This is a genomic window from Paenibacillus sp. sgz302148 (assembly GCF_056120465.1).
In genome coordinates this window covers 47183-64163 of record NZ_JBVYOJ010000007.1, presented here as the reverse complement: position 1 = coordinate 64163, position 16981 = coordinate 47183, and the positions used below count along the sequence as shown (strand labels likewise).

Here is a 16981-nt window from a genome sequence, read left to right as displayed (position 1 = left end):
TTTGATAGCACTATTATGCTTCTTGCTAATTTATTGCTGTATTCCTTTATCTTTTCCGCTTCGAAAATCGCAATCAGTTCGTCCATGGGAGCAACCGAAAATGAATGCGATTGCACAAATCATGAATAGCGTAACGAGACGTTTCATGATGAAACCAACCGTACCTTTCCGGAGGAATACTCCATTTTCGAATCTTCGTATAAAGATTATTTCTTTGTTTTTAACAATTCTAGGATAACATCCATTATGTGTCAATCCATATTTTCCATTGTCAGGGAAGTCGCACAAACGACAAAAAAGCCGCTGCGAAGGCGGCTTTCACCCTTCCTGCGCAACGGCTTCCTCAATATTCTTTATTTTTTCTTGGCAAAATAAATATCCAGCATCTGCCCCGCGAACTGCAAGTCAACTAGCATCCGCGCTTTGACTTCCGCATGGAGCGTTTGGCTGTTCGTGATGTCGCGTATCATGTTATTCACATGTACGTTTACTGCCGTTGCGATGCCATGATTAAACTCGCTTTTGTTCTTCATGACAGCGGCAATCGTTTTGAGCTGCTGCTTGTATTTAAGCGCTTCTTTGTCGCTCATGCCTTGGAAAGGAACGTAGATATCGTCGATCTTGCGGACCATATCATTCAACAGCGTGGATACGGCCTTCGTACTCCGATAATCCGGCACGACCGCCGCATCGCGATAAACGCCAAGCTTCAATACTTTATCGTAGCCGTAATTGAACAGCCCTTCGAATTCGAACAAGCCTGTTCCCGCTGCCCCATTCCGGTTCACTTCGTTCGCTTGGTTAACCACTTCTGCGGGCGGGTTGCCTTGGAACGTATCGATGCCGGAGGAGACGAACGAATGGTTACGTGCCAGCGCCAACGAATTTTTCAAATCATCGACCACGATGGCGGCGCCTGGCGCATACGACATATGGAACAGATGATCGATCAGGTTGTGGTCCAGCCAATATTGCGTTTGCTGCGCATGGGACTTCGGCGCTTCATGATAATTTGGCCATACCGCAGCCGTAATTTGCAGATTCGGCTTGATTTTGTGCGCATCCTTGACGACCCGCTCCACCCAGGTGTTGATAATATCGGCGCGGAATTGCAGCCATTGCTCCCAGTCGGCATCGCCAGGATGCAAGTTGAGCGGATCGGAGCCGTATTTGTTCAGGAATTGTGCACGCGTATATGCATCATACCCGAAATCATTGGTATAATTTCCGGAGCCCGGATAACGGGCATAGTCGAGATGGATCGATTCGATATCGAAATTCGTCACAAGCTCCTTATAGACCGAAGCGACAAAATCTCTTGTCTGTGGCAACGCCGGGTTGAGCCAGTACCATTTTACGCCGTTTCCGCCATCCTCATAATCTTGACCTTGCCGGCTAATCAAGCGCCAATCCGGATGGTTCTGAACGACCGGTCCTCCGGCGAAGAAATTTTCAACCCAGGCATGGATTTCGATTCCGAGCTTTTTCCCTTCATCAATGTAAGCTTGCAGAACGTTAAATCCGTCATAGATCGGATTCAACTGGGTATCCGGGATCGAGGTCGGCCATGTCGTATATCCATCCCACCATGCTTCAAGGAAGATGGCATTCACGTTGGTCGCCTTCAATTTCTGCAAATGCTCGCGTACTTGCTCAACATTTTTTTCTTTCGGACGCAGCCATACGCCGCGCATTACCACTTTTCTGGATTCATAATTCATGTATAACGCATCGGTAACCTTCGCATCGAGAACATTCAGCAGCTCGAACAGTCCGTCTGTTCCATGCTCCGCCATATGCTGCTTGACTTGCTCCAGGCTTACTTTCGCATCGGCGATCTTCTGCGTGATATCCGCATAAGGTACGTCAAGGAATTGGCTCTTGGATACTTCAAGCGCTTGTTCCACCGCATCGATGCTGATCGTTGCTTTATCGACGTAGGATTCCGGCGTAAAAATAATCAATACTTCCTGCTTCGCATGATTGATGATCACTTTGGCGCCAATCAATGCGTTATTGGTCAGCCATGTATTGTTGATGCCGTGTCCGGACAACACGTAACCGCCAACCGGAATTTCTTTATCGTTGCCGCCGACGCTGACAATGAATCCGTTTGCATTAACGACCGCTTCGGTGCCCCACGGATTCGTGCCGGTTCGCGCGCCGAAATTGCTATCGTATACGATCAATTGATCCGCTCCGCGAACTTCGGAGTTGAGCCCGTTGTACTTCGTTTTGGCAGCCGAATAAACAGGCGAATTCATGACAAGCTCGACCGTATCCCCGACGTTCACATGACCGTTTAAACGGGCATAGGCTTCATTGCCGATTTGTACGGACAATACATACCCATCAGCCGGAATAGGCGAATTGTTGTCTTTGAATCCCCCGGTTTCAGGGTCGGATTCCAATGCGACGACTCGGGTTACGCTGTTTCCAACCACCGTGATTTCCATGCCCCATGGATTCGCATTAGTCGACGATCCGTAGGATGGATTATACATGACGATAGCGCTTTCACCACGCGGTCCGTTAACGCTCGTAATGCCTACCGTATTCCCATTGATCGTAAAATATTTCGAAGGCAATAACGTAATATCCACGTTTACCGTCTGCACTTCAGTCCCTAGCTCCAGCGAGCCGAGTGTATCTCTTGCGGTGCCGGATGCCGAAATGACGTAGCCGGAATTCGGTATGTACGTGCCTCTGGCTCCGTTTGCTTCGTACGTGCTTTTTACGACGACCGAATTACCCGAGACAATATACTCCACCGTATCGTTGCCGAACGGTTTCGTTGTATTGCCATAGTCACGGGTATAAATCACAAGCTGATTCGGCTGACGGTCTTGATCCACCGCATCGATGGCATGCGTCGCTCCGCCTTCGACGACGAGCTGTTGCCCGGCGATCGGCGCAGGAAGCGTATATCCTGAAATCACAACCTCATCGCCCGAATGCAGGTTGGCCAGGATCCAATCTTCGCTTGTTCCATGACCGAACAACACGAAGCCATTGGTAGGGATATCGACAGCGCCTTGCCGATCCTTAACCGCAGACACTTTGTAAGCGCCTTCTTGAATGTCCACAATGGCAGCCGCGGCATAAATGTTCCCGTCGGTTTGTTTCGAAGCATTTTCTCGGGTGAATAAAATCAGTTGATCCGCGGCGGTAATCGGTTGGTTCACGGCCGTAATCGGAATGGTGTTGCCGTTAGGTGCCGATGCGGTGATTGCCGTTCCTTCATTCGTAAATGCGGACAAAACTACGGTTGAAATCAGTAGTACGGTGCTGAGGGCCAAACTCATTACTTTTTTCATGGTTACCTCCCAATCATAGAATATGACTTACACCTGTTACATGAGACATAAGTGAGCAAAATCACCTCCTTTTAAAATAATTCTGTGTCTCCACTTCATTTTCATAAATATTTTCTTTTTTATTTTATAATATTGCGGAATTTTCCTCTTTTTAAGTCGAAAAAAAAGAGGGGTTATTCGTAATACCACAACTGCGCCGCCGCGCCAATAACCCCTGCATTTACGCCGACCGTGGCAGGTACAATTTCGGTTGCCTTCCACATTGCCGTTGCCGTGCGCTCTGCCGTCGCCTCGCGAAGCGCGGCGAAGAACGGTTCTCCCGCTTCGGAGACGCCTCCTCCGATAATGACCGCTTGCGGATTAAACGTATGTATGAATCCCGCGATTCCTGCGGACAAAGCTGAAATGACCGTATCGATCACTTGCTTCGCGTGCGGATCACCGTTTCTCCATGCTTCGATCACCGCCCGAGAATTCGGCTCCCATGAAGTGACCGCATGTGCTGCCGCGACTTCTGCGGCAATGCGGCCGATCCCTGTCCCGGAAGCATACAGCTCGAGACATCCGTAGTTGCCGCACGAACAACGAGGGCCGCTAAAGTTAACCGAAACGTGGCCAAGCTCTCCCGCTCCGCCGAACGCGCCCCGGATCAGCTTCCCGTCCTCTATCGTCGCGCCGCCTACGCCGGTACCCAGCGCCAAGCATACGAAGCTATTCAAATGCTTCGCCGATCCGAAATATTTCTCGGCAACCGCAATGACGTTCACGTCATTATCGACGTAAATCGGGAGATCCGGGAAACGCGAAGCAATCTCCGCCTTAATCTGCGTCCCCGTCCAACCCGGAAGCGTATCGACCGCAAACGCAACCGAGCCGGTTGCAAAATCGATTTGTCCGGCGCTGCCGACGCCGATGCCGACGAGGGCCGCTTCAGGGTAGCGCGCTGCGGCTTCATGCATCTTTTCGATTCCGGCGATAAGCTTGTTCAATACATTTGCTGCACCGAGCTTCGCTTCCGTAGGAACGATGTGCTGTTCCGCGATTTGACCGGTTTCGTCGACAAGCGCGAAATGAATTTTCGTTCCGCCTATATCTGCGCCAATTACGAGTTGTTTCATATATCCCCCTAAGGTCGTTATCTATTGTTATTTGTATGCGATCTTGAGCTTAATACAATTTATCGGCCACGGCGTTGGCCGTTTTCTTGATGGAATCCAGCGCGTCGGATTTGATCGAGTTGGAGACAAGCGTCGAAACGATATCCAGCAAATGCATTTGCGCAATCTTCGTGGACAACGCGCCGCCTTGGAACGGCATTTCTTTGGAAGGAACGAGCAGCACCGTATCGGCATAATTCGTGATCGGCGATTTGGCATGGCTCGTAAAGCAAATGACGTAAGCCCCGTTCGATTTGGCCTGCTTGAGCGGATCAACCAAATCTTTGGTACTGCCGGACGTGGAGATGCCCAGAATGACGTCGCCTTGCTTAACAAGTGCGGCCGACATCGCGATAATGTGCGAATCACGCTGCGCTTCCACGTTCAGGCCAAGCCGCATAAAGCGATAATGCGTATCGAGCGCCGTAATCCCCGAGGAACCAACGCCATAAATATAAATTTTGTTGGCACCGACGATCGCTTCGACCGCTTTGTTCAAATTATTGATATTGAGCAAGTCGAGCGTACTTTTCAGTACGTTCTCGTTATTCATCGTTAACTTGCGAGCGATGCTCGTCACATCGTCGTCATCTTCGATCTCGCCGTTGATCAGGTTAGGCATGTTAACCAGATCCTGCGCGACGGACAGCTTGAACTCATGATATCCGCGAAATCCAAGCGCACGGCAAAACCGGATGACCGACGTTTCGCCGACGCCGGCTTTCTCCGCCAGATCGGTTACCGTAGCGAGCACGGCTTCCTGAGGATTGCTCTGCACCGCATCGGCCACCTTCTTCTCGGCCTTCGTCATCGAAGAATAAATACTGGATATCATTAAAAGCGTATTGGAGGAATTGTTCAATTTACGAACATTTTTCATTTTAAATCTCCCTTTTTGATCACGTGTTGTGTTACAATTGTATACTTCAATCATAACATCGAATCAAGGGATGTAAAAGATATTTCTACTTTTTTACTTTTGCTTTTTAAAACGATTCTCCTTTTCCGGAGCCCGGTACAAGGACCCGGCATTGTTCAGGAATGGAGTTCGCCTCAAAACCTTTGTACAGCCACAAATCCGGCGTATCCTTTATGCCGTTGATCTCTAATTCGAATGATTCCTCCGGAAAATGGTCCGAATGCAGTATGATTCGGTTGCCGTCTGTTCGCACGGTCTGCACCTGAAGCGGTGCCGATCCTCCCGGTCCCCCCGATTCATCCGATCCACCTTGATGCGCGATGGAATAATTCTCGAATGAAGCTGCCGACAAAGAGTCGATTCTTTTGTTAAACGAAACGATGATTTCGTTGTGCCCTCTGCGTGCCACGCGCTTCGGTACAGGAGGCTCTTCATACATATATTTGCCAAGATGATATTCATATGCAGTCCATGATGCATACCCAAGCCGCTCGTTCGTTTCGATGAATAGATCTAGCCATTCTCGGCCTTTCAACATAGGCAAGGAAGAGCCGATATCCGCTTGAACTGCTAAAGGAATGTCGGGATGCAGCACGCGGATGTCCTCGACGAACGGCTTGTATTTTGCCACGTAGTCACCGGGCAGTTCAGCCTCCGATTTTACCCAATCCGGCCAATGCGTCTGCAGGAAATGGATGTCCGGACGCACTTTGGCGATCATCGCTTTCGCATCCAACCCTTGATATTCCCGCAGCAGCTGGACCGACTCCGGACCGGCATCGATCGCAAGCGACCAGGTCGCCACGAGAATATCCGGCTTCGCTTCCCGCACTCCTCCGGCTCCATTGATCATTTCGTCCAGAAAGCCGTTGACCGCATCGACGCGAAATTGAATCCATTTCTCATAGACGTCCGGGATATTCAAATAGAAATTCGGCGAGGCGGAATCGCGGAAGTCCGGGATCTCATGGCCGTATTGTTCGAGAAACGCTTTACGGGCCAGCGGCCCGATATCCCCGTATACGCCCGTTTCGATTCCGTTCCATTCGGGAAAATAAGGCTCGGCGATTTCGATGCCGTCGAACCTGTATTCCGCAACGAGGCGGGCAAGCGCAGCTTTTTTCCACGACACGTAACCCTCGCTGAATGGAGATAGCTTCCAAAATCCTTCATGCGTCGGCTTAATCAGCTCCATCTGCCATTCCGGCCATTCCTCGGGGAAACGGTCGACGGAATAGGTTCCGTTGCCTAGGACCATCGCCCACACCGCAATGCCTTTGGCTTGAAAGGCTTGGATCAGCTCTTTGTTCACGATGTTCTCGTTGACGACAAAATAACGTACGATCCGGTACCCGGCTAGTTCGATTTCTTCGACGATACTTTCAATCGACCGGTCCGAATAATAAGGGAATCCGGGATCAACCTGGATTGAAGGTCCAAGCAATGCGGAATTTCGAGTGATCATGTGCAATCTCACACCTCAAATTTATTGTTTAATCGGCAAGCCGTTGATTACGCTTTCATTTCGACGAGTTACTTTGTCTACGAACTCCATTCACACAGGATCGGATAATGGTCCGACAATCCTTCAACCTCGGCATCGCGAATGATGCGGGATTTAGCTCCTCTTTTCATAAGCGCGTCATTCACGAGAATATAGTCCAAACGAAGCTTAGCCGCGTGCATTGCATCTTGATTGAAAGCCGTAGGCACGGAATGCTCGAATCCGCCCGTACAGCTTGTATCGGCCAATCCCGCTCCAAGCAGAATATTCATCGGTGTATAATTGAAACTGCCGTTGTTCAAAAATTTGCGGGCCAGTTTTTCATTGCCGACCAGCGAATGATAAAGTCCGTCTTGCTCGTATACTGGGTGGTCGTAGGGCGATAAGGTGTTCAGATCCCCCATGACGACCAGCGGCTCGTCTATTCCCGCAACCCGCTGCGCAATCATCGCGGCTTCTTGCTCGCGTCTGACCGAATCGGCCGAAGACAGATGCGTAATCAAATAATGGATCCCGCCAATTCGCACATGCAGCAGTCCATGTTCAAACCCCGTATCCACATTGCCGAGCCATTCAATGGGTGAATCGGCCGTAACCCCGATTCGATATGGGCTTGTTTGCTTTTCGTATACAAAACAATACGAATGCCCCCACACCGCTGCTAGTTCAGCAAGCTGTTCCCCGCTCCAGCCGTTAAGTTCGTTAAATCCGGCGACGTTGCAGCTTTGCCCGGATAACCACTCGCCGATTCGCCTGAATCGGTCTTGGTCGTGGGCGCCATCCAACACGTTATATTGTATCGTTCTCAATTCCGGAACCTCCTGACGGCCTCCCGGTCTTGTTCCCTTCCCTGTACGAAAGATCGGCTGATATCGTACTTCGGTTCAAAGCTCAACGGTTCGCTTAAAGGGAAAGTTTGCAATCGAATCCCATCGTCCGTTACTTCGATCAGCTTATATTCGAAAGGGGTTTCCACGAACGAACTGCCGGAGACAAATATGCCTTCTTCGGTTTGCGCCATCGAATTGATATGGTTATGACCGGAAAGCACGCATTTTACCTGCGGATAGGCCCGTATCAATTCCAATACGTATTCCCGGAAATGTGCCGGCACATCATGGAAGACTCGTTCCAGCCCGGTTTGTTCGGTAGAGACGCCATAAATCGGATTATGGATAACGAGAATATGAACGCCTTCCGGGTCATTCTGCAATTCCTGTTCAATTCGCCGGAGCTGTCCCGGCGTCAAGTATGGCTCCTGGGAATGCCTCCAGACGTACTCGGCATCCGGCTCCCATTGATTCGGAACGACATGGACTCTGCACGAACCGCTTCGGATCGAGTATTGGGGCGAGTCACCGCCTGCGAAAAATCCAGGCGCTTGCTTCAGCCATATCTGCAAAGCGTCTTCCCGGTCCAAATCATGATTGCCGAGTGACAAATATACCGGAACGGGCAAGTTAAACAAACGTTTTGCTTCGTTAATCGATTCCGTGCAGCAACGGTCCACCATATCACCGCCGTGTATGACAAAGTCGATTTCGCCCTCTTGAATGATCCGTTTGATTCCTTCAAGCAGTTCCGCAATATGTTCCGGATAAGACGGCTGCTGATGAAACCCGACGGGATTTGCCCCGATATGAGTATCCGTTATGAATAAAAAACGAGTCATGTTCTCTCTCCTCCAACAAAGTTTGCCGTTTCGATATGAACATACAACCCCGGTATTCTAAATATAAATCAGTATTGAACAAATAGAAAGATATTTTTTTCTTTTTATACATCAAAAGTGGAGTAAATCATTTATTTGTGATACGATGATAGAAAACTAGAATCATAGTCGTAGAAAGGTGATGGGAATGGGCGAAAAGATGTTAACAGCGGACGTCATTATCGCAGGAGGGGGATTGGGTGGAAGCATGGCCGCTTTGGCCGCGGCTAAGATGGGTTTGCGCGTCATCATGACCGAAGAAACCGACTGGATTGGCGGACAAATGACGAGCCAGGCGGTACCTCCGGATGAACACCCATGGATCGAACAATTTGGATGCACGGCAACGTACCGCGAGTTCCGAGATCGTGTACGCCAATATTATAAAGATAATTATCCCTTGTTCGATGCGGCGAAGAACAACGAATTTCTGAATCCCGGAAACGGTTGGGTAAGCCGCTTGTGCCACGAGCCAAAAGTCGCGCTTCAAGTCATTGAAGACATGCTTGCGCCCTACATGAACAGCGGACGGATATCCGTACTCTATCACTGCAAGCCTCACTCAGCATCCACTAGCGGCGACCGGATAGAATCGATTGTCGTCAAGCATCTTCTAACTGGAGAACAGTTGACTTTAACGGGATCTTATTATTTGGATGCTACGGAATGCGGGGATTTATTGCCTCTGGCCGGAGCGGAATACGTAACGGGCGCGGAAGCCCGGAGCGAGACGGGCGAACCTCATGCGCTTGAACAAGCGGACCCGCTCGACATGCAATCGTTTACGCATGTTTTTGCACTGGAGTATTTAGAAAGCGGTTCCTTTACGATCGAGAAGCCGGAACAATACGATTATTGGCGGCAATTCGTCCCTGCATACACCACTCACCCGATCCTTAGCTGGTTTGTCGGCGATTCCAGCGGCAAAGTGCGCGAATTCATCTTTTTCCCGGACGGCAAGGATTGGATGGCTTTGTGGACGTATCGCAGAATTATCGATCGATCGCTCTTCGAGAACGGATTATATGAAGGTGATATTTCGCTCATCAACTGGGGTCAGAACGATTATTTCCTAGGGCCGATTTACGAGGTATCGGAGGAAGAAAGACAACGGCATTTGGAGGGTGCGAGACAACTCAGCTTATCGCTGGTTTACTGGCTCCAGACCGAAGCCCCTCGCCCTGACGGCGGACGAGGTTATCCGGGTTTGCGGCTCCGTAAAGACGTTCTCGGAACGGAAGACGGCCTTGCCAAGCATCCGTACATACGAGAATCGCGACGAATCAAAGCGGTGTATACCGTTACGGAAAACGACGTCAGCAAGGAAATTCGCGGAGACCAAGGGATTCGCGTGTACAATGACAGCGTAGGCGTGGGCAGTTATCATCTCGACCTCCATGTAACGACAAAGTCGAACCGGGGATTCTACATCCCGACCTATCCGTATGAAATCCCGCTTGGAGCGCTGCTGCCGGTTCGGATGAAAAACTTGCTTCCGGCTTGCAAAAACATCGGTACGACGCAAGTGACGAACGGTTGTTACCGGCTTCACCCGACGGAATGGAACATCGGCGAATCCGCCGGTTATTTGGCCGCCTATGCAATATTGAACAACGTAACGCCGCATGAGGTACGTGAAAATCCCGAACATCTCGAAGCCTATCAAGAAGTGCTGCAGCGTCAAGGCGTGCAAATTCATTGGCCCGAAGATTTGAATGTTTGATCTCATATGATTCGATAAGACACATAAGATACTTAAAATACACAAGATAAAGAACCGTAAGGAGCACGATGCTCTTTACGGTTTTTCTTTTAACTAAATATCATGAACTAAAAGAATGGAGTGAAAAGCAAAGCAAAAACGTTGAATCTGAATGAAAAATCATATAAAGTTGGCTCATTCCGCGTTCATTTCGGTGATTCTATACGAAAAATCATACGGATTACCAGGCGTGCCGTAAGATGACGCGGGCTGCATTTGAAGCTTGGCAGTAACCGGTCGGCGTTCATACGGCGTATTCACGACGGCATTCATACTGCTCACGATGAAAGTGCATTGAGCCTGGGAATGTTAGTTCACGACATTCAGTTATTGCTTATTAATCGTTTTTTCGCGCACGAAGTCAAATACTCCATGTATTGTGCATGATACTTGGGGTCCACTTGCTGCGGACTCGTATAATGGTTGTAGCTGAAACTGACGAATTTGCTTACAAAAGGTGCAACGTGCTGCATACAAGGGATAACGTCCGCAAAATCGGCCGGTACGAAACGTTTGCTGCCGTCAAGGCGGAAAGTTTCCGTATCGCTCCAGAATTGCATCTGCGGCCGCGCATTGCGAATCGCTTCGGCAGTTGCGTTGAACCAGGCATCAAGATGCTGCGGCTCCGCATGCCCGGCGCCTACTCCGTCCTGCAGCGCAAAGATATCGATCGGACTGCGGGAAAGGATATATTCCCACATCGCCTTCCACTCGGCAGGTTTTTGTCCGATTTCATTGTTGAAGAACGGGGCGATCATGATCGGCTTTCCGGGAGTCAGTGCCCGGATATGACCTCCCACCGTTTGGTAAAAGTCGACGGATCGCTGCCAATCGGTTTCCGTCAGCAAGTTGGCGTTATCCGCTTCGAAGCTTAAATACCAACCTGCAAAACAGTCGTACCCGCTATATTTGTCCCATAAATCGGTCGATAGGCGACAAGCGATGTCCGCCTCGTTCTTCATCCATTTCTCATCGGACGTATAGGTCACGAACCAATCGTGATTCAATTGCAGGCCGATGTAAATATCAAAGCCGTGCTTTTCCCCGAGCGTAAGCAGCTTCTGAACGACATCAATAGCAGCGGTTCGCCTGAAGCCGGGCAACCCTGTCGGATATGAGGCCGTAAAATGCTGACTATCGACGGACCATTGCAAAATGACGATGTGCATTCCAGCCGATTTCATCAGCTCGAATTCCCGCTCCCATTGTTCGTCCGCCCAACGTTCTCCAAGCCATGGCTGCAAAAACGTACCGGACAATACAGGTTGGGACTTTTGATCTTTGATCATGATACCACCTCCGCGATCATTATCTTTTATGATCAACTTGATGATCTCGATTGTCTTGATTGTCTAGGGTAATTCCGAACAAACTGTGCCTCTTCCAGCCACCTTTTCTCGTTATGCCTCCGGCCATACAGCTTCACTGCCGAATCCGATACTTCCACCAGCACGCTCTCGCTGATCGGTCCCGGCAGCGGCTCGTTGTTATCACTCCATGGGCTGCGAACCGAAGAACTGTTCATTGTCGCAAACCCTCTCTCGCAAAAAGTCGATTCGCTAAGCAGTTGAAAGTGCGAGTCGCCGGAAAATAAAATGACCTCCGGATATTCGTTAAGCAGCGATTCGAGCTCCTGATGCTGATAGACCGCCGGCAGCGTCTGGTGAATAAAAACAAAGATCGGCTTGGTTCCATCTCCGTCGCGCCGTTCTCGCAAAGCTTGACGCAGGAACGCAAACTGTTCGTCGCTGATCCAGGCATGCTCAACGACAAGAGGATTGGCATCGCGGTAATGCTCTCCGGCTAAGAAGATGAAATGATGATCATGAATCCATTCATCATAATAAGGGCGATCCAGATGAAACGCGTCCAGGAAAGTCCTTTTAGCTTGATCGGTTGACCATCCATTCGGGAACGAGTCTGTCGACCAGGCACGCCCCTCCTTATACCACATTTTATAATACTCGTGATTCCCGATCGTGACGTAGGTCGGCACTTTGGTATGTTCGGCGATTAAAGTCTTCAATAACGCATAGTCCTCCTCGAAGCCTTCGGTCAAATCGCCGTTGATCACGATCAAATCCGGTCCGTCAGACAAGCTCGCGTAATCTTGCAATGCGGCCACGAACCGCTCTATCGATTCTTCGTTCCACGTCTGCACGTGGATATCCGACATAACGGCAAAGCGAAACATGTACATAACACCTCTTTCCAATCATCTTATTGTATGCTTCTTAGCCAGCTGCACCATGTTCCGGCTTGGTCCGCCATCAATCGTAAGGCAGCAAGCGTCGCTTCCGTTTCGCGGATTCCTAGTTGCCGCTCCTCTTCATCCGATGCGACGATGCCGATCGAACGTTTCATGTTATATTCAAGCCATTCCAATCTTCCGGCAAAGTTTGCGTAGACCGCATCTTCCCAAGTCTCCGATATAGACCCGCCAGAGCCCAAATATCCTTGGATCACGGCTTCAAACGACTCGCGCTCAACTTGACCCGACGCAAGTCCACCCCAATTCAAGGCAAGGTCGACGAGATCCATCGCCGGATTCGTATAGCCGGCTGCTTCCCAATCGATGACTTGCGGAGTCCGTTCATCCCGCCACAACACGTTTTTCTGATCCATATCGCGATGACTCGCAACGAATCGGCCTTGAAGCGCTGCGATCGCTTCATTGCACCGCATCGTCCATTGTTCCAAATCCGGAACCGCCGCGGCAATCTCCTTGCTCCAAGAAACTCCCTCATCTGCACCTTGAGCGGCAAGGGATTCCCATGAGATGAGCGAGATTGCTCCCATCGAGCCTTTCGCTTCCGATGCTTCGACATCAAGCCGATGGATCCGAGCGACAAGCGAGCCGATTCGTCTGCATTGCTCCGGACTCGCGGCCACGGGCGGCAAGCTTATTCCTTCGACCCATTCGAAAACCATGAAGACGTCTCCGTCGATCGCATGCATGAACTCGCCATCTAGACGAATTGCGCAGACCGCAGGTATGCCCGCTTCATAAGCGGCCTGAGCGATCTTCTCCGACCGCCGGAAATTGTCGTAAACGCCCGGTCTGCTCATAATTTCCGGATTCATTCTTTTGACGGCATATTGGCCTTGCGTTGTGCCTACCCGGAACATCCGATGCAGCAGCCCGCCGAATACTTGCACAGGACCGGAAACCAAACTTCCAAGACCAAGCATGCTGCATAGTTCTTGAAACTTCCCTTCATCCGCGGAAGGTAAACCGTTTGTTTGGGTCATGATGCTAACTCTCCTTCAATTCATGATTTGATTGTCGTTTACGGTGACGGAGCCCCCATCGGACAACCGTAATAAATCCCCTCTCAGATGTCCGATCGTCGCCTGGTTGCCGGATATGTTCACCATGACCTTCTCTCTGCCGCCCGCGGACTCGGCACCGAAGCTGACGAGATGGTCGATGGAACCGGCTTGGATTATATTGTCGCGAATGATGACGCTGCCGTTCTGAAAATTGAAATAACAATGAATGGGATATGCATTCCCATGTTCCATGCCAAAATCTACGATTTGATTTCCCTCGATCAAATAATGATGGTAGAGCTCCGGAACGTTCGATTCTGCATACGGCCCAAAATCGATTCCGGTGATCCATGTATAAGGAGCCGGGAAGTTCGGCACTTCCCACTGCATGCCGGAAATGATGTTTCCGCGAATCGTGATGTTGCCCGTATTGCGTCCTTCGGCGTAAATACCGTACAACTTATTGGCGTGGCAAATGTTCCCCTCGATGATCGCGCCGATTCCGCTGTGAAGGTCGATCCCTTTACGACAGTTATACGACGCACGGTTTCCGATAATTTGAATTCGCAACGGCACTTCACTGCTGCTTCCGCAGCAGCCGTACCCTGTTCCGCCGTCCAGAGGGGATCCGTTATGTTCCAAGTCGCAATCCGTAATGCTGATTCCGTCGACGTTGCCGAAAGCGACGCCCGATACGCGGTTATGATGCAAGTAACATTGCCGAACCTTAAAACGTTTGGCATATTTCAGCGGCGAACCCGTAATCACTTCAATCCCGTTCGCGTTAAATCCGCTAATCTCCACATCTTCAACCAAGACGTCCTGGCAGAGCTGAAATCGCAAGGCGCTTATTTTGCCGGCGTAGCTTTCTCCCGGTTTCGGGAAGAACTGACCTTCATATTCCAGCTTGAGATGGCGAACCGCAATACCCGAAGCCCCTTCCCGGAAAACAAACAAGCTCGCCGATACTGAGCTGTCCTCTTCCCGTTGTTCGTAACGATAATGCAGCACCGATCCCCTGCCGCTGCCGATCAATTGAAAATTATCCTGCGGAATGTCCAAGCTTCCTGTAATCAGATACTTGCCCGGGGGGAAATAAAGCGTTCCGCCATGCGGCACGGAATGGATCGCAAGCTTGAACGCCTCCGTATCGTCCGATACCCCATTCCCCATGACCCCATAATCCCGGACATTCACGAACGAATGCCTCATCTTCTCATCATGCATCCTATTACCTCCTACCTGCAGTCAATAAATAAGTCCCTCCTGTGAAACAACGGGTCTTCCCGATGGTTGTTTATCACAAGAGGGACTTTAGTTCGATTAACCGACGATACCCGTCCGTTCCACGCTCTCGACAAAAAACCTTTGTGCGAACATATATAGAACGATGATCGGCGCGATCGCAAGCAGTGTCGCAGTTTGGACCAATATGGAAATGTAAGACATCTCGATCGTTACTCCGCTTCGGATGGACGGAATGAGAATGCTCAGCATTTTCGACAGCGTCGTCGAGTTCGCCATATACAAGTTCGTAAAGTAACTGTCATTCCATTGCCATACGAACGAAAATAACACGACCGTAACGACAGCAGGAATCGTACAGGGCAGAATCACTCGGAAAAATGTTTTCAAGATACCCGCCCCATCAACGTAGGCCGCTTCTTCCAATTCCTTCGGCAGCGCGCGGAAAAATTGCCTGAATATAAAAATGTACAATCCGTTTTTCATCCCCATCGCCAGTGCCGACGATAGGAAGAAGGGCCAGAACGTTTCCAGCAAGTTTACACCGTGTTGCCCGGTAAACAATTGGTACAAACCGAATACGTCAAAGAATCGGTAGTGCAAATACGTCGGCGCCATGATCGTTTGCGGCGGGATCACAATCGTAAATACGACAATCGCAAAGAATAGGCTCCTTCCTCTGAATTTCAGCCGGGCGAACCCGTAGCCGGCCAGCGCGCAGGAGATCAGCTGCAGGATCGTGGCGCCGGCGCTTAAGATGAACGTATTGGTAGCGGCCTCAACATATTGAAGCAGGTTCAGCGAAATTTTAATATTGTCCAGCGTAAAATGCCGCGGGATCCAGACGACCGAAGAATCGAATACGTCTTCGCGCGCTTTGAAAGCGATCGACAGCTTCAGCAGAAGCGGATACAGCACGATAAAACAGATGCCGATGACCAGTACGGCTCGGGTAATTACCCACAGCCATTCTTTCGCCCTATCTACCGGGCTGTGGCGTTCGCCCCAGCTCGAAAGCGCCGTAGACACCTTTTCCTCTATACCAAGACCGTTTTTCATAGCTATCCTCCTCTGGACGGCGTGTCCGGAAGGATACGTTATCCGACGACACCCGTCCGCTCGACGCTTTCGACGAAATATTTTTGTGCGAATAAATACAACAGGAATATCGGCGCGATCGCCAGGACGATGCCGGTATTCAGCAGCATGGAAGCATAGGAAAGGCCGCCGACATATTCCGGACGGACGAATGACGGCAGCATGGCCAGCATCCTAGACAGCGTCGTCGAATTGGACATGAAGATGTTGACGAAATAGCTGTCGTTCCATTGCCAGACGAACGAGAATAACAGAACGGTAACAATAGCCGGAACCGCATTCGGCAGCATGACCCGGGCGAACGATTTCAGAATGCCCGCGCCGTCGACATAAGCCGCTTCCTCCAATTCTTTCGGAAGGTTGCGGAAAAATTGGCGGAATATAAAGATGTAGAGACCGTTTTTCATCCCCATCGCTAGCGCGGATGATATAAAGGTCGGCCAATAGCTTTCGAGCAAATTAATGCCTCTCGTCCCGAACAACAGATTGATAATGCCAAATACGTCGAAGAAACGAAAATGCAAATAAGTGGAAGCCATAATCGTTTGCGGCGGTATGACGATCGTAAAGATGACAAGCCCAAAAAATATGCTGCTTCCCCTAAACTTTAATCGTGCAAATCCATAACCGGCGAGCGCGCATGAAATAAGCTGTAATATAGCCGCACCCGAGCTTAGAATAAGCGTGTTCGTGATTGCTTTGTAATAATCGAGTTTATCGATTACATAGATGAAATTATCCAGCGTCCAATTACGCGGGACGAAGATGACCGAGGAGTCGAAAATATCGATTTTATCTTTGAACGCGATCGATACTTTGGACATAATCGGATAGAGGATGATAAAACAAATTCCGAGAACTAGCACGGTGCGGACTATTAGCCATAACCAATGCTTCGCCTGTTCAACCGGACTGTTCTCTTCATACCATTTGCCCACGTAAAGAGCCGCATTCCGTCCGGCGGATTTAACATCCGTCTTCATTGGCTTCCCCTC

General features: G+C 50.0%; 13 protein-coding genes. 1 reads left to right on the top strand and 12 read right to left on the bottom strand.

Features of this window, described 5'->3' with window-relative positions; translation table 11 throughout:
* Nucleotides 1–353 precede the first annotated feature (353 nt).
* The 6 genes from AC0LWM_RS11935 to AC0LWM_RS11910 all read right to left on the bottom strand — a co-directional run bounded on the left by AC0LWM_RS11935 (nt 354) and on the right by AC0LWM_RS11910 (nt 8569).
* Nucleotides 354–3317 carry a glycoside hydrolase family 10-like protein gene (locus AC0LWM_RS11935; RefSeq protein ID WP_474675166.1) on the bottom strand — a complete coding sequence of 988 codons (2964 nt, stop codon included), beginning with the start codon at nt 3315–3317 and terminating at the stop codon, nt 354–356.
* Between the two features lie 173 nt (nt 3318–3490).
* Nucleotides 3491–4435: an ROK family protein gene (locus tag AC0LWM_RS11930; RefSeq protein ID WP_474675165.1), complete on the bottom strand. Its 945-nt coding sequence runs from the start codon at nt 4433–4435 to the stop codon at nt 3491–3493.
* Nucleotides 4436–4484: 49 nt separating this feature from the next.
* Nucleotides 4485–5354 (bottom strand): MurR/RpiR family transcriptional regulator, encoded by an 870-nt coding sequence (locus AC0LWM_RS11925; RefSeq protein ID WP_474675164.1) that lies wholly within the window; start codon nt 5352–5354, stop codon nt 4485–4487.
* A 106-nt stretch (nt 5355–5460) separates the two neighbouring features.
* On the bottom strand, nt 5461–6858 hold the full coding sequence (locus AC0LWM_RS11920; protein ID WP_474675163.1) for an N-acyl-D-glucosamine 2-epimerase: 1398 nt from the start codon (nt 6856–6858) through the stop codon (nt 5461–5463).
* A gap of 77 nt (nt 6859–6935) precedes the next feature.
* On the bottom strand, nt 6936–7706 hold the full coding sequence (locus tag AC0LWM_RS11915) for an endonuclease/exonuclease/phosphatase family protein (protein ID WP_474675162.1): 771 nt from the start codon (nt 7704–7706) through the stop codon (nt 6936–6938).
* Complete coding sequence (locus tag AC0LWM_RS11910) at nt 7703–8569, bottom strand: metallophosphoesterase family protein (protein WP_474675161.1); 867 nt, start codon at nt 8567–8569, stop codon at nt 7703–7705. Before AC0LWM_RS11910 ends, AC0LWM_RS11915 begins: the two co-directional genes overlap by 4 nt.
* Before the next feature lie 187 nt (nt 8570–8756).
* Between AC0LWM_RS11910 and AC0LWM_RS11905 the strand changes: the two genes are divergently transcribed.
* Entirely contained in the window at nt 8757–10331 is a 1575-nt protein-coding gene (locus AC0LWM_RS11905; RefSeq protein ID WP_474675160.1) for an FAD-dependent oxidoreductase, read from the top strand.
* Nucleotides 10332–10693: 362 nt separating this feature from the next.
* Here the strand turns inward: AC0LWM_RS11905 and AC0LWM_RS11900 are convergent, their stop codons facing one another.
* The 6 genes from AC0LWM_RS11900 to AC0LWM_RS11875 form a co-directional block, all read right to left on the bottom strand.
* Nucleotides 10694–11659, bottom strand: a complete 966-nt coding sequence (locus AC0LWM_RS11900) for a DUF4434 domain-containing protein (protein ID WP_474675159.1) — start codon at nt 11657–11659, stop codon at nt 10694–10696.
* Between the two features lie 32 nt (nt 11660–11691).
* Nucleotides 11692–12564 carry a metallophosphoesterase family protein gene (locus AC0LWM_RS11895; RefSeq protein ID WP_474675158.1) on the bottom strand — a complete coding sequence of 291 codons (873 nt, stop codon included), beginning with the start codon at nt 12562–12564 and terminating at the stop codon, nt 11692–11694.
* 26 nt (nt 12565–12590) lie between these two features.
* The gene (locus tag AC0LWM_RS11890) at nt 12591–13622 is read right to left on the bottom strand and encodes a phosphotransferase enzyme family protein (protein WP_474675157.1); all 1032 of its coding nucleotides are present in this window, start codon (nt 13620–13622) and stop codon (nt 12591–12593) included.
* 15 nt (nt 13623–13637) lie between these two features.
* A complete protein-coding gene (locus tag AC0LWM_RS11885; protein WP_474675156.1) occupies nt 13638–14870 on the bottom strand; it encodes a right-handed parallel beta-helix repeat-containing protein in 1233 nt (410 codons plus the stop codon).
* A 96-nt stretch (nt 14871–14966) separates the two neighbouring features.
* Nucleotides 14967–15947: a carbohydrate ABC transporter permease gene (locus AC0LWM_RS11880; protein ID WP_474675155.1), complete on the bottom strand. Its 981-nt coding sequence runs from the start codon at nt 15945–15947 to the stop codon at nt 14967–14969.
* Between the two features lie 38 nt (nt 15948–15985).
* Nucleotides 15986–16969, bottom strand: a complete 984-nt coding sequence (locus tag AC0LWM_RS11875) for a carbohydrate ABC transporter permease (RefSeq protein WP_474675154.1) — start codon at nt 16967–16969, stop codon at nt 15986–15988.
* Nucleotides 16970–16981 lie beyond the last annotated feature (12 nt).

Bases quoted from the DNA above. Each gene is read 5' to 3' on its own strand.
- AC0LWM_RS11935 (WP_474675166.1), bottom strand. From the start codon at position 3,317: ATGAAAAAAGTAATGAGTTTGGCCCTCAGCACCGTACTACTGATTTCA.
- AC0LWM_RS11930 (WP_474675165.1), bottom strand. From the start codon at position 4,435: ATGAAACAACTCGTAATTGGCGCAGATATAGGCGGAACGAAAATTCAT.
- AC0LWM_RS11925 (WP_474675164.1), bottom strand. From the start codon at position 5,354: ATGAAAAATGTTCGTAAATTGAACAATTCCTCCAATACGCTTTTAATG.
- AC0LWM_RS11920 (WP_474675163.1), bottom strand. From the start codon at position 6,858: ATGATCACTCGAAATTCCGCATTGCTTGGACCTTCAATCCAGGTTGAT.
- AC0LWM_RS11910 (WP_474675161.1), bottom strand. From the start codon at position 8,569: ATGACTCGTTTTTTATTCATAACGGATACTCATATCGGGGCAAATCCC.
- AC0LWM_RS11905 (WP_474675160.1), top strand. From the start codon at position 8,757: ATGGGCGAAAAGATGTTAACAGCGGACGTCATTATCGCAGGAGGGGGA.
- AC0LWM_RS11900 (WP_474675159.1), bottom strand. From the start codon at position 11,659: ATGATCAAAGATCAAAAGTCCCAACCTGTATTGTCCGGTACGTTTTTG.
- AC0LWM_RS11895 (WP_474675158.1), bottom strand. From the start codon at position 12,564: ATGTTTCGCTTTGCCGTTATGTCGGATATCCACGTGCAGACGTGGAAC.
- AC0LWM_RS11890 (WP_474675157.1), bottom strand. From the start codon at position 13,622: ATGACCCAAACAAACGGTTTACCTTCCGCGGATGAAGGGAAGTTTCAA.
- AC0LWM_RS11885 (WP_474675156.1), bottom strand. From the start codon at position 14,870: ATGCATGATGAGAAGATGAGGCATTCGTTCGTGAATGTCCGGGATTAT.
- AC0LWM_RS11880 (WP_474675155.1), bottom strand. From the start codon at position 15,947: ATGAAAAACGGTCTTGGTATAGAGGAAAAGGTGTCTACGGCGCTTTCG.
- AC0LWM_RS11875 (WP_474675154.1), bottom strand. From the start codon at position 16,969: ATGAAGACGGATGTTAAATCCGCCGGACGGAATGCGGCTCTTTACGTG.